This is a genomic window from Micromonospora sp. NPDC005197, from assembly GCF_040608295.1.
Classification (GTDB): Bacteria; Actinomycetota; Actinomycetes; order Mycobacteriales; family Micromonosporaceae; genus Micromonospora.
This window is the reverse complement of sequence record NZ_JBEXHY010000143.1, coordinates 1-12,375: the sequence shown is the minus strand read 5'-3', so window position 1 is coordinate 12,375 and position 12,375 is coordinate 1. Positions and strand designations below refer to the sequence as shown.

10 protein-coding genes are annotated in these 12,375 nt (G+C 70.0%); 7 read left to right on the top strand and 3 right to left on the bottom strand.

What is annotated here, in order from left to right; genetic code table 11:
* Positions 1–99: 99 nt before the first annotated feature.
* Entirely contained in the window at positions 100–1,566 is a 1,467-nt protein-coding gene (locus ABZU46_RS27875; protein WP_354862368.1) for an NAD-dependent malic enzyme, read from the bottom strand.
* Positions 1,567–1,751: 185 nt separating this feature from the next.
* Between ABZU46_RS27875 and hflX the strand changes: the two genes are divergently transcribed.
* Both hflX and ABZU46_RS27865 read left to right on the top strand, forming a co-directional pair.
* Positions 1,752–3,206, top strand: a complete 1,455-nt coding sequence (gene hflX / locus ABZU46_RS27870) for a GTPase HflX (protein ID WP_354862366.1) — start codon at positions 1,752–1,754, stop codon at positions 3,204–3,206.
* A gap of 50 nt (positions 3,207–3,256) precedes the next feature.
* Positions 3,257–4,912 carry a hypothetical protein gene (locus ABZU46_RS27865; RefSeq protein ID WP_354862364.1) on the top strand — a complete coding sequence of 552 codons (1,656 nt, stop codon included), beginning with the start codon at positions 3,257–3,259 and terminating at the stop codon, positions 4,910–4,912.
* A 69-nt stretch (positions 4,913–4,981) separates the two neighbouring features.
* Here the strand turns inward: ABZU46_RS27865 and lexA are convergent, their stop codons facing one another.
* Entirely contained in the window at positions 4,982–5,767 is a 786-nt protein-coding gene (lexA, locus tag ABZU46_RS27860) for a transcriptional repressor LexA (RefSeq protein ID WP_091400540.1), read from the bottom strand.
* Positions 5,768–6,307: 540 nt separating this feature from the next.
* On the opposite strand from lexA, the gene nrdR reads away from it, so the two are divergent.
* Both nrdR and ABZU46_RS27850 read left to right on the top strand, forming a co-directional pair.
* Positions 6,308–6,808, top strand: a complete 501-nt coding sequence (gene nrdR, locus ABZU46_RS27855; protein WP_234587987.1) for a transcriptional regulator NrdR — start codon at positions 6,308–6,310, stop codon at positions 6,806–6,808.
* 32 nt (positions 6,809–6,840) lie between these two features.
* A complete protein-coding gene (locus ABZU46_RS27850; protein ID WP_354862362.1) occupies positions 6,841–9,747 on the top strand; it encodes a vitamin B12-dependent ribonucleotide reductase in 2,907 nt (968 codons plus the stop codon).
* A gap of 81 nt (positions 9,748–9,828) precedes the next feature.
* Here ABZU46_RS27850 and ABZU46_RS27845 read toward each other — a convergent pair whose 3' ends face one another.
* Entirely contained in the window at positions 9,829–10,209 is a 381-nt protein-coding gene (locus ABZU46_RS27845; protein WP_354862360.1) for a hypothetical protein, read from the bottom strand.
* Positions 10,210–10,234: 25 nt separating this feature from the next.
* Between ABZU46_RS27845 and ABZU46_RS27840 the strand changes: the two genes are divergently transcribed.
* The 3 genes from ABZU46_RS27840 to ABZU46_RS27830 all read left to right on the top strand — a co-directional run.
* Entirely contained in the window at positions 10,235–10,423 is a 189-nt protein-coding gene (locus tag ABZU46_RS27840; RefSeq protein ID WP_354862370.1) for a hypothetical protein, read from the top strand.
* A gap of 138 nt (positions 10,424–10,561) precedes the next feature.
* The gene (locus ABZU46_RS27835) at positions 10,562–11,560 is read left to right on the top strand and encodes a hypothetical protein (protein WP_354862357.1); all 999 of its coding nucleotides are present in this window, start codon (positions 10,562–10,564) and stop codon (positions 11,558–11,560) included.
* A gap of 93 nt (positions 11,561–11,653) precedes the next feature.
* Positions 11,654–12,375 (top strand): AEC family transporter (locus ABZU46_RS27830; protein WP_354862355.1); only part of this gene is annotated, 722 nt, incomplete at its 3' end.

The window sequence follows — 12,375 nt, the reverse complement described above, 5'->3', positions numbered from 1 at the left end:
CGCGTCGATCATGAAGTTATTGCCAGCCTGCTCGGCGTGTCATGGCAATAACTTCATGATCGACGGAGGGGCGGGGTCGGGTGCCCGGCGGTTCGTGCGTTACGGGGTGGCGCTGGCGTTGGCCGCGATCTCGGGGAGGTCGGTGGGGCCCGGGTCGGCTGCCGGGAGAGGGCTGGGGTTGTTCGCGGCGGCCCGGACGGCGGCCGCGACCGCCGGGGCGACCCGCGAGTCGAAGACGCTCGGCACGATCACCGTCGGGTTGATCTTCTCCTCACCGACGACGTCGGCGATGGCCCGGGCGGCCGCGATCGCCATCTCCTCGGTGAACTCCTCGGCGTGCGCGTCAAGCATCCCGCGGAACACGCCGGGGAAGGCGAGCACGTTGTTGATCTGGTTGGGCTGGTCCGAGCGGCCGGTGGCGACCACCGCGGCGTACTTGCGCGCCTCCCGGGGGTCGACCTCCGGGTCCGGGTTGGCCAGCGCGAAGACGATGGCGTCCTTCGCCATGCCGGCGATGTCGTCGCCGGTGAGCAGGTTCGGCGCGCTGACCCCGATGAACACGTCGGCGCCCCGGATCGCGCCGGGCAGGTCGCCCGCGTAGTTCTCCTTGTTGGTGTTCTCCGCCAGCCACTGCCAGGCCGGGTTGAGGTCGGTCAGCCCGCGGTGCAGGGCGCCCTGGCGGTCGTACGCGATGATGTCGCCGACGCCCTGGCGCAGCAGCAGCTTCATGATCGCGGTGCCCGCCGCGCCGGCGCCGGAGACGACGACCCGGACGTCCGCGAGCTGCTTGCCCACGACGCGCAGCGCGTTGGTCAGCGCGGCCAGCACGCAGATCGCGGTGCCGTGCTGATCGTCGTGAAAGACCGGGATGTCCAGCGCCTCGCGCAGCCGGGCCTCGATCTCGAAGCAGCGCGGCGCGGCGATGTCCTCCAGGTTGATCCCGCCGTACGCGGGCGCGATCGCCTTGACGATCTGCACGATCTCGTCGGTGTCCTGCGTGTCCAGCACGACCGGCCAGGCGTCCACCCCGCCGAAGCGCTTGAACAGCGCGGCCTTGCCCTCCATCACCGGCAGCGACGCGGCCGGGCCCAGGTTGCCCAGCCCGAGCACCGCGGAGCCGTCGCTGACCACCGCCACCGTGTTGCGCTTGATCGTCAGCCGTCGGGCGTCCGCCGGGTTCTCGGCGATCGCCATGCAGACCCGGGCCACCCCCGGGGTGTACGCCCGGGACAGCTCGTCACGGTTGCGCAGCGCGACCTTGGAGGTCACCTCGATCTTGCCGCCGAGGTGCAGGAGGAAGGTGCGGTCCGACACCTTGCGCACGTCCACGCCGTCGAGCGCGGTCAGCGCCTCGACCACCTGGTCGGCGTGACCGGCGTCGGCGGTGTCGCAGGTCAGGTCGACGATCACGTTGGTCGGGTCCGAGTCCACCACGTCCAGCGCCGTGACGATCGCTCCGGCCTCGCCGACGGAGGTGGTGAGCCGGCCGATCGAGGACGCGTCCGCGGTCACGGCGATCCGGATGGTGATCGAGAATCCGGCGCTCGGCAGTCGGGTGATGGCCACGGGGTCCCTCCGTCACGGCTGTGCGGCCGGTCGGCCGCCGCCCCCGCATTTCTACCGGGTTGTCGAGGTCGACCGGTATTCGCCCCCACTTTTGGCGACCTCCAGCACGGGCATATAGCAGGTGCGTTCGGCGTTGTGCCATGTCAGGATTACGTTCTACTCATCATTTCGGACAGGAGAACCGCTTGCGAGACCAGGAGAGCTTCGTCCCCGTCGAGGACGAGTTCGACGACGTCACCACTGGCGAGATGGAGCTGTCGGAGCGACAGTCCCTGCGACGCGTTCCGGGCCTGTCAACCGAGCTCACCGACGTCACCGAGGTGGAATACCGCCAGCTGCGACTGGAGCGGGTCGTCCTGGTGGGCGTCTGGACCGAGGGCACGGTCACCGACGCGGAGAATTCCCTGACCGAGCTGGCCGCGCTGGCCGAGACCGCCGGCTCGCAGGTGCTCGAAGGGCTGATCCAGCGTCGTACCCGACCCGACCCGGCCACGTACATCGGTCGCGGCAAGGTCGACGATCTTGGCGCGGTGGTGCTGTCCACCGGCGCCGACACGGTCATCTGTGACGGTGAGCTGTCGCCGTCGCAGCTGCGCAACCTGGAGCAGCGCACCAAGGTCAAGGTTGTCGACCGGACGGCGCTGATCCTCGACATCTTCGCCCAGCACGCCAAGAGCAAGGAAGGTAAGGCGCAGGTCGAGCTGGCCCAGCTGCAATACCTGCTGCCCCGACTGCGCGGTTGGGGTGAGACGCTCTCCCGCCAGACCGGTGGTAGCGGTCGCGGCGGCGGCGCGGGCGGCGGTGTGGGTGTGCGTGGTCCCGGTGAGACCAAGCTGGAGACCGACCGTCGGCGCATCCGTCACCGCATCTCCCGGCTGCGTCGCGAGATCAAGAGCATGCGCACGGTACGCGTCACCAAGCGCGCCCGTCGCACCCGCAACTCCGTGCCCGCCGTGGCCATCGCCGGCTACACCAACGCCGGCAAGTCCAGCCTGCTCAACCGACTGACCGGCGCGGGCGTGCTGGTGGAGAACGCGCTCTTCGCGACGCTCGACCCGACCACCCGCAAGGCCACCACCTCGGACGGGCGGCTCTACACGCTCTCCGACACGGTGGGCTTCGTCCGGCACCTGCCGCACCAGATCGTCGAGGCGTTCCGCTCGACGCTGGAGGAGGTCGCGGAGGCGGACCTGGTGGTGCACGTCGTCGACGGCACCCACCCGGATCCGGAGGAGCAGGTCCGGGCGGTGCACGAGGTGCTCGCCGAGGTGGGCGCGGACCGGCTGCCCGAGCTGCTGGTGGTCAACAAGACCGACGCGGCCGACGAGGACGCGCTGCTGCGGCTCAAGCGACTCTGGCCCGAGGCGATCTTCGTCTCGGCGTACTCGGGGCGGGGGATCGACGCCCTGCGGGCGGCGATCGAGGAGCGGCTGCCGCAACCCGCCGTGGAGGTCCGGGCCGTGCTGCCGTACGACCGGGGTGACCTGGTGTCCCGGGTGCACCGCACGGGCGAGGTGCTCAGTACGTCGCACCTACCGGAGGGCACCCTGCTGCACGTTCGGGTCAGCGCGGCGCTCGCCGCCGAGCTGGCGCCGTTCGACGTGCAGCGCGAGGGCCAGGCGGTCGGCAGCCGGCCCTGAGCGGCCCCGGCGTCATCCACCGGAAACGCGCGGCATGCGACACTGGCCGAATGCGCCGCGTTGTTTCCTCGGTCACGGTTGCCCTCGGCCTGCTCGGGGCAACCGTGGCGCTGGCCGGAGTCGCCGTAGCCGCTCCCGCTCCCGGATCATCCCAGCCGCCCGGCGCCACCCCTGGCAAGAAGCGCTGCTCGGTCACCGACGAGCGGCTGCGGGAGCTGTCCGGGCTGGTAGCGACCAAGACCGGCTACATCGTCATCAACGACGGCACCGAGGTTGAGGCGCGCAAACGGATCTTCTTCCTCGACAGCAAGTGCAAGGTCGTCAAGGAGCCGGTCCGCTACTCGGGTCAGGGGCCGTTCGACACCGAGGACCTCGCCGTGTCGCCGAAGGGCGACACCCTGTGGATCGGTGACATCGGCGACAACACCACCAACAAGGAGCGGCGGTCGCGGATCGCGGTCTGGACCATGCCGATCACCGGTACGAAGCAGCCCGTGCTGCACCGGCTCTCCTACCCGGAGAACAAGCCGCACGACGCCGAGGCGTTGCTGGTGGGGGCCGACGGCCTTCCGCTGATCATCACCAAGGTGTCGAGCGGCAACGCGGAGATCTACACCCCGACGGCGAAGCTGAAGAACGGCGACACCGCGCCGGTGCCGATGAAGAAGGTCGGCGAGATCAAGCTGCCGAAGACCACCACGGAGAACCCGCTCAGCGTCTACGGGCGGCTCGCGGTCACCGGGGCCGCCCGATCGCCGGACGGCAGCCGCGTCGTCGTCCGGACGTACGCGGACGCCTTCGAGTACGACGTGACCGACGGCAACATCGTCGGGGCGCTCACCACCGGCAAGCCGCGGGTGACGCCACTGGCCGACCCGTTCGGTGAGGCGATCTCCTACACCCCGGACGGGAAGACCTTCGTCACCGTCTCCGACGGCGGGCAGCTCACCGCGGACGAGCCCGTCGACATTCTGAGCTACACGCCGTCCAACAGCGTGGCCGCGCCCGTTGCCGCTCCCGGGGGTGCCAACCCGGCCGCCGAGAAGTCCTGGATCGACGGGCTCAGTCTCGATGACATCACCTACCTCGTGGGCGCGGTCGGCGTGCTCGGTCTGCTGCTCGTCGGCGCCGGCATCGTCGGCATCCTGCGGGCCCGCCGCCGGCCACCGGCGGCCGACGATTCGGACTCGACGGATGACCGGGACGACCGGCGCGGCGCAGGGCGGGACGAGGGCGCCCCGCCCGGCGGTGGCCGTCCCGGCACCGGCGTGTACGGCGGTGCGGCGGCCGATGGCGGCGTCTACGGCGGTGGTTCCGGCCGGGGCGGTCCCGCTCCTGCTGGCGGTGCCGTGTACGGCGGCGGCGGTGCGCGCCCAGCCGGTGAGGGGGGTGGCGGCGGTTACGGCCCCGCCCGCCCCGGCGGTGGTGGCGGCGGTGCTCCGGTCGGGGGCGGTGTCTACGGTGGCGGCCGTGCCGGCGGCCCCGGAGGTCGACCCGGCGGTGCCGGTGGCCGACCGGGCGGCGGGGTGTACGGCGGCGGTGGTGGTCAGCCCGGCGGCGGTCGGGCGGAGCCGCCACGGCGCGGTGGGCAGGAGCCGGACTACCGGGGCCAGCGGCCCGGCCGTCGGCGGGACGGCGACGTGCCCGGCGACCCGTACGGGCAGTATCCCGGGGGCGGCCGTGGCCAGCGGGGCGACCGCTACTGACACGGTCAGCGCCATCGGTCCGGCCGCGCGGGTGAGCGCGGTGGGGCCACTCACCCGCGCGCCGGCCGGTCAGATCCGGCGGAGCACCGCCACAACCCGGCCCATGATGGTGGCGTCGTCGCCGGGGATCGGGTCGAAGGCGGGGTTCTGCGGCATCAGCCAGACGTGCCCGTCGCGTCGCCGGTAGGTCTTGACGGTGGCCTCGCCGTCGAGCATGGCGGCCACGATCTCGCCCGAGTCGGCCGTCGGCTGCTGCCGGACGACCACCCAGTCGCCGTCGCAGATCGCCGCGTCGAGCATCGAGTCACCCTTGACCTGGAGCATGAACACCTCGCCCTCGCCGACCAGCTCGCGGGGCAGGGGGAAGATGTCCTCCACTGCCTGCTCGGCGAGGATCGGCCCACCGGCGGCGATGCGGCCGAGCATCGGCACGTACGCCGGGGTGGGCCGTTGGGCGCGGGACAACTCGTCGTCGATGGCCTCGCTGGGGGCACGGACGTCCACCGCTCGGGGCCGGTTGGGGTCGCGGCGGAGGAAGCCCTTCTTCTCCAGCTCCTTGAGCTGGTAGGCGACGCTCGACGGGGACACCAGGCCGACCGCCTCGCCGATCTCCCGGACGCTCGGCGGGTAGCCGTGCCGCTCGACCCAGGTGCGGATGAACTCCAGGATGCGGCGCTGGCGGGCGGTCAGGTCGACCGTCGCGGGGTCGGGGAAGGCGCTGACCACCGGGGTGACCGGGCGCACGGCGGGCTGACCCGTCCGGCTGCGCGCGGCGCTGCGGCGTCGGGTGGCCGGCGGGCCCGCCTCGGTGATCTGCTGCGGGCTCTTCGGCCGGCTGGCCCGGTCTTCGGTCACGTCCGTCCTCCCTGGTCGGCGCTGGGTGCCTCGTCGGCTCGTGGTGCGTGCGGTGGTGCCATGTTGTTCATGACCGTATAGGTGAGATCGGTCATTTTCAAACATCTGTACGACCTCTCACCGGCGTGTCGGGGTGAAAAACCGCTCCGGTCGTACGGATGTTCTGATAAATGGTACGTCGAGTAGCACGGATGTTCGATCGGTGGCTGTTTTCCGGGGCGTTCCGGCCGTGCGGCCGGTAACCGGGGCGGGTTCCCGGCGTTGGTTCTGCGGTGAGGTGGCAGGTGCGGATGGCCGGATGGTCCGTGACGCGCCGGACACGCCGGTCGACTTGACCCGGGTTCGCCAGCGACATACGGTCAACCCCTAGATGTAGTAGTGACACGGGCGTAAGTTGCCTACAGGTTGGGTTCGACTACCGACCGCACTCCCGTAACGTTGATCACGGCGGGCGTCACCCGAGGGTGGTGCCGCCGTGGCGAGCCGTGTCCGGGAGTGCCCGGAGTGTCCGCGGTTGATCATGATTTTGGAGGTTGGGCGATGCGGTGTCCGTACTGCCGGCACGCCGACTCCCGCGTGGTCGACTCGCGGGAGGCCGACGACGGCCAGCTCATCCGGCGGCGGCGCTCCTGCCCGGAGTGCGGCAAGCGGTTCACCACCGTCGAGGAGGCGGTCCTCGCGGTGGTCAAGCGCAGCGGGGTGACCGAGCCGTTCAGTCGTACGAAGATCATCGGCGGGGTACGCAAGGCGTGCCAGGGCCGGCCGGTGGACGACGACTCACTCGCGCTGCTGGCGCAGCGCGTGGAGGAGACCGTCCGGGCCAAGGGGGCCGCCGAGATCCCCAGTCACGAGGTGGGCCTGGCGATCCTGGGCCCGCTGCGCGACCTGGACGAGATCGCCTACCTGCGGTTCGCCAGCGTCTACCGCTCCTTCGACTCGCTCGCCGACTTCGAGCGCGAGATCGAGACGTTGCGGGCCGTGGCGCGAGCCCGGGAGCAGGGCCGGGCCGACGCGGTTGAGGCCGCCGGCCGTACCAGTTGACTTCACTGTTTTTCGAAAGATCAGGACGCGCGGTGGGTGACCGCGCAGACGAGGGGGGCGACGGCGTGACAACGAGCCGTTCACGGAACAAGGCAGGCGCGGGGCTGAAGATCGAGCGGGTGTGGACGACGGAGGGGGTCCACCCGTACGACGAGGTGTCCTGGGAGCGCCGCGACGTCGTGATGACGAACTGGCGGGACGGCTCGATCAACTTCGAGCAGCGTGGGGTTGAGTTCCCGGAGTCGTGGAGCGTCAACGCGGCGAACATCGTGACCACCAAATACTTCCGGGGCGCGGTGGGGACCCCGGAGCGGGAGTGGTCGCTCAAGCAGCTGATCGACCGGGTGGTCACCACCTACCGCACCGCCGGCGAGGAGTACGGCTACTTCGCCAGCCCGGCGGACGCCGAGGTCTTCGCCCACGAGCTGACCTGGATGCTGCTGAACCAGGTGTTCAGCTTCAACTCGCCGGTCTGGTTCAACGTCGGCACGCCGTCGCCGCAGCAGGTCAGCGCCTGCTTCATCCTCTCCGTCGACGACTCGATGGACTCCATCCTCGACTGGTACAAGGAGGAGGGGCGGATCTTCCAGGGCGGCTCGGGGGCCGGGGTCAACCTCTCCCGGATCCGTTCCTCCAAGGAACTGCTCTCCTCCGGCGGCACCGCCTCCGGCCCGGTCAGCTTCATGCGCGGCGCGGACGCCTCCGCCGGCACCATCAAGTCCGGTGGCGCCACCCGGCGCGCGGCCAAGATGGTCATCCTCGACGTGGACCACCCGGACATCGAGGAGTTCGTGGCGACCAAGGCGCGCGAGGAGGACAAGATCCGCGCGCTGCGCGACGCCGGGTTCGACATGGACCTCGGCGGCTCCGACATCGTCAGCGTGCAGTACCAGAACGCCAACAACTCGGTCCGCGTCTCGGACGAGTTCATGACCGCCGTGCAGAACGGCGGCGGCTTTGACCTGCGCGGTCGCCTGGACGGCTCGGTGATCGACACCGTGGACGCCAAGAAGTTGTTCCGCACCATCTCCCAGGCCGCCTGGGAGTGCGCCGACCCCGGCCTGCAGTACGACGACACGATCAACGACTGGCACACCTGCCCGGAGACCGGGCGGATCACCGCGTCGAACCCGTGCTCGGAGTACCTGCACCTGGACAACTCCTCGTGCAACCTCGCCTCGCTCAACCTGATGAAGTTCCTCCGGGCCGACGGCGGCTTCGAGGTGGAGAAGTTCGTCAAGTCCGTCGAGTTCGTCATCACCGCGATGGACATCTCGATCTGCTTCGCCGACTTCCCGACCGAGAAGATCGGTGAGACCACCCGCGCCTACCGGCAGCTCGGCATCGGCTACGCCAACCTGGGCGCCCTGTTGATGGCCACCGGCCTGCCGTACGACTCGGACCAGGGCCGCTCGGTCGCCGCGTCGATCACGTCGCTGATGACCGGCACCGCCTACCGCCGCTCCGCCGAGCTGGCCGGCGTCGTCGGCCCGTACGACGGCTACGCCCGCAACGCCGAGCCGCACAAGCGGGTCATGCGCAAGCACGCCGCGGCCAACGACGAGATCAAGCCGACCAGCCCGGTGGCCACCGCGATCGTCCGTGAGGCGACCAAGCAGTGGACCCAGGGCAACAAGATCGGTGACAAGTTCGGCTGGCGCAACGCGCAGGCCAGCGTCCTCGCCCCGACCGGCACGATCGGCTTCATGATGGACTGCGACACGACCGGCGTGGAGCCGGACCTGGCGCTGGTCAAGTTCAAGAAGCTGGTCGGCGGCGGCTCGATGCAGATCGTCAACCAGACGGTGCCGCGCGCCCTGCGCAGCCTCGGCTACCCCGAGGAGCAGGTCGAGGCGATCATCGAGCACATCGCCGACCACGGCCACGTGGTGGACGCCCCGGGCCTCAAGCCGGAGCACTACGCGGTGTTCGACTGCGCGATGGGCGAGCGGTCGATCGCCCCGATGGGCCACGTGCGGATGATGGCGGCGATCCAGCCGTTCGTCTCCGGCGCCATCTCCAAGACGGTCAACATGCCGGAGGCGGCCACCGTCGAGGACGTCGAGAAGATCTACTTCGAGGGCTGGAAGCTCGGCCTCAAGGCGCTGGCGATCTACCGGGACAACTGCAAGGTCGGCCAGCCGCTCTCGGTGGCCAAGTCCAAGAAGGCCACCACGCCGGCCGCCGTCGAGACCGCAGCCGCCGCGCCGGCCGCGGTGGAGAAGGTCATCGAGTACCGGCCGGTGCGTAAGCGCCTGCCGAAGAAGCGCACGTCCGAGACGGTCAGCTTCTCCGTCGGTGGCGCCGAGGGCTACCTCACCGCGTCGTCCTACCCGGACGACGGCCTCGGCGAGGTCTTCCTCAAGATGTCCAAGCAGGGCTCCACCCTGGCCGGCGTGATGGACGCCTTCTCGGTGGCCATCAGCATCGGCCTGCAGTACGGCGTGCCGCTGGAGACGTTCGTCAGCAAGTTCACCAACATGCGCTTCGAGCCGGCCGGCATGACCGACGACCCGGACGTGCGGATGGCGGCCTCGGTGATGGACTACATCTTCCGTCGCCTGGCACTGGACTTCCTGCCCTACGAGCGCCGCGCCGAGCTGGGCATCTTCACCGCCAGCGAGCGGGCCGCCCAGCTGCGGGCCGAGGCCGACGCGGAGGCCGCCGCCGTCACCGGCGCGGAACTCACCGCGATGGCGTCGTCGGCACCGGTCGAGGCCCCGGCCAGGACCGAGGCCGTCGCTCAGCCGGCCCAGGAGATGGCCGACGTGGCCGTCGCCAAGCCGGCCCCGAGCGTGGGTTCCAGCACCGAACTGCTGGAGGCCGTGATCGGCAAGGCCGCCGACGCGCCGCTCTGCTTCACCTGCGGTACGAAGATGCGCCCCGCCGGTAGCTGCTACGTCTGCGAGGGCTGCGGCTCCACCAGCGGCTGCAGCTGACGTACGCCCAACGCGGCGCTGCCCCGGTCTCCGTCGTTGGAGGCCGGGGCAGCGCCGGTGGCGAAGTCCCGGCATGAGCGATCATCCGGGCACCTCAACCCAGCGGGCGGCCGCGTCGAACGTGTCCGTCGGGGTGGCGTTGAATGCGATCGCCGCCTCGGGCGCGTGCCGACGCACCAGATTGACCACCAGCTCGAACAGTTCCGGCTGATTGCGCACCCCGCCACCAATGACGACGCACTCCCAAGGCTGGGCGCACAGGGCAGTGGTGACCACCGCCTCCACATCGTCGCTGCCGTCGAGGCCGAACAGGCAGAACTGAGCCCCCACTTTGTGTTCGACGAATCGGGCCCTTCCGACTTCGATGCCGTCTGCGACCGGCTTGGGGTCCCACGGCCCCGGCACCCGATACGGATCTAACCCGATCACCAGCACGCGGGGTGTGAGGGCCGTTGTGTCCACAGTCGAAGACTACGTGGCGCGGTGCATGGTCATCGGCAGAATCCAATGTCGGCGACCACGGACCGGCGACGGGCCCCGGACCGTACGCGGCGGAGCCGCCGACCTCTACCCGTGGCAGGGCTGTGACGAGTGGCTGCTACTGCTCTCCGCCACCCGGTACGAGCACTGCGACTTCACGGCGGTACGCCCGGCCGCACCACTGCCACCCCACTGAGGGTGGTCTGAGAGTAGATCTCTATTCCAGCCGGCAGGCAGCCGATAGCCGTCTCCCCACCGGCGCTGCGCCAACGGCAACAGAAGAGTGTGCTCCGGCCGTCCACATCCGCGTGACCGGCTGCAGTACCGTCATGCCGTGCATTTCGTGTATCGCTCTCACTACGAGGGCCAGTTGAGCAAGCGGGTCCGGCGGCTGCCGGACGAGACCGTGCTGAATTGGTTCCGGCGAGGCTGGGACTGCGACGATCCGGAGTCCTGGGTCGAGAACGAGCTGGGCGGTGACGTCTACGGCCTCGATTCGATCTTCGAGGCGGCACGGAAGCACGGCCTGTCTCGGGCGGCAACGACCAGCGAGCTGCGCGAGCTCCTGCATGAGCACTTGTACGTCGAGGGTGACGAGGACTTCATCCGCCTCGACGATCACAGCCTCCGGGTACGGACCGATGACGACGAGGTGGAACTGGCCTATTTCTTCCTCGATGACGAGGTGGTCGCGACCGCCCCCGACCGGTTGGCATACCTGTTCCAGTCGTGGCCGTTGCCTGGCGCGGAAGGTGAGTCGACGTCGTTCGTCGCCGATGTGCCGGTGACAGTCGTTACGCCCGCCAGTACCGGTGACGCCAGCACGTACGCGGTGTTCCTCACGTTCTACGACAGCGAAAGCCTCGCCTGCTCCCAGCCGCTGGTATTCCCGGGGGTCGGGTTGCGGGAACTGGCCGGACATCTCCGGACCGCGGACCCCGACAGCGGTGCAGAATGGCCACCCGAGCTGCTGGTCTTGCGAGCACTCGTCGCGCCCGAAGAAGACGCCATCAGGCCGGCGCTGGAGCGGTGCAACAGATGGCCCGGCTTCAACCTCAACGCCGACCCGTGGCCCGACCTGCCCAACGAGCACGGCCCCGCCCACCGCGAAGCCATGGAGCTTCTTACAACGGGCCGATACGTCGACGGCCGACGCCCCGACGCGTCGCGCATCGAGGTCGACGAACATCTCGCCCAAGTCACCATGCACTGTGGTCAGTCATTCGGGTACCAACAGTGGTTTCTGTTCGACACCGTGTGGGCGGCCGCTCACCCCGACCTGGCCCAATCACTGCTGCGCTATGGCAACCACTGGGATCCACTCGAGGACTGAGAGCGAGATTGTCGCCGGGTTTCTCGGCTCGTACGCCCCGGACGCCCGCCAGTCCCTGAGCCGGCGCGACGCCCGCCCGCCGGTGACGGCCGTATGAGCCTGGTGTCGGCGTTCGTACCGATCTGGATCCTTACCGCAGTCGGTTACGCGGCCTGTCGTTGGGGCCTGCTGGGCGAGGCGGTGGCGTCGGTGCTCGGCCGGTTCGTGTTCCATCTTGCGATGCCGGCCGCCCTGTTCCTGGCCCTGTCCCGAATGCCGCTCTCCGGGTTCGCCGGCCGCTCGCTGCTCGCCTTTGGGCTGAGCACTGCCGCGGTCGTCGGGTTCGGCTGGGTCGGCGCGAGTTGGCTGTTCGGTCGCGAGCCCGGCGAACGGCCGATCTGGGGCATGGCCGCCGGGTACGTGAACTCGGCGAACCTGGGCATCCCGATCGCAACGCAGGTCCTCGGCGACGTGTCGTTCCTGGCGGAGGTGGTCCTGCTGCAGGTGCTGGTGGTGACGCCCGTGATCCTGGTCGCCCTGGACCGGCACAGCGACCCGGCCGGGCGGGTACGGGTCCGCCGTATCGCCTCCCTGCCGGTACGCAACCCGGTGATCCTGGCGTCGCTGCTCGGTGTCGCATGCTCGGCTGGCGGCCTGCATCTGCCGTCGGCGGCCGGCGCGTCGCTCACCCTGCTGTCGGGCGCCGCGGTTCCGGCCGCCCTGGTCGCGCTCGGCGCGTCACTGCACCGCACGGCGCCGTCGCGAGCAGAGCCGACCAAGCTGGAGCTGGCTGTGATCACCGCGCTGAAGCTCGTCGCACAGCCGGTCATCGCGTA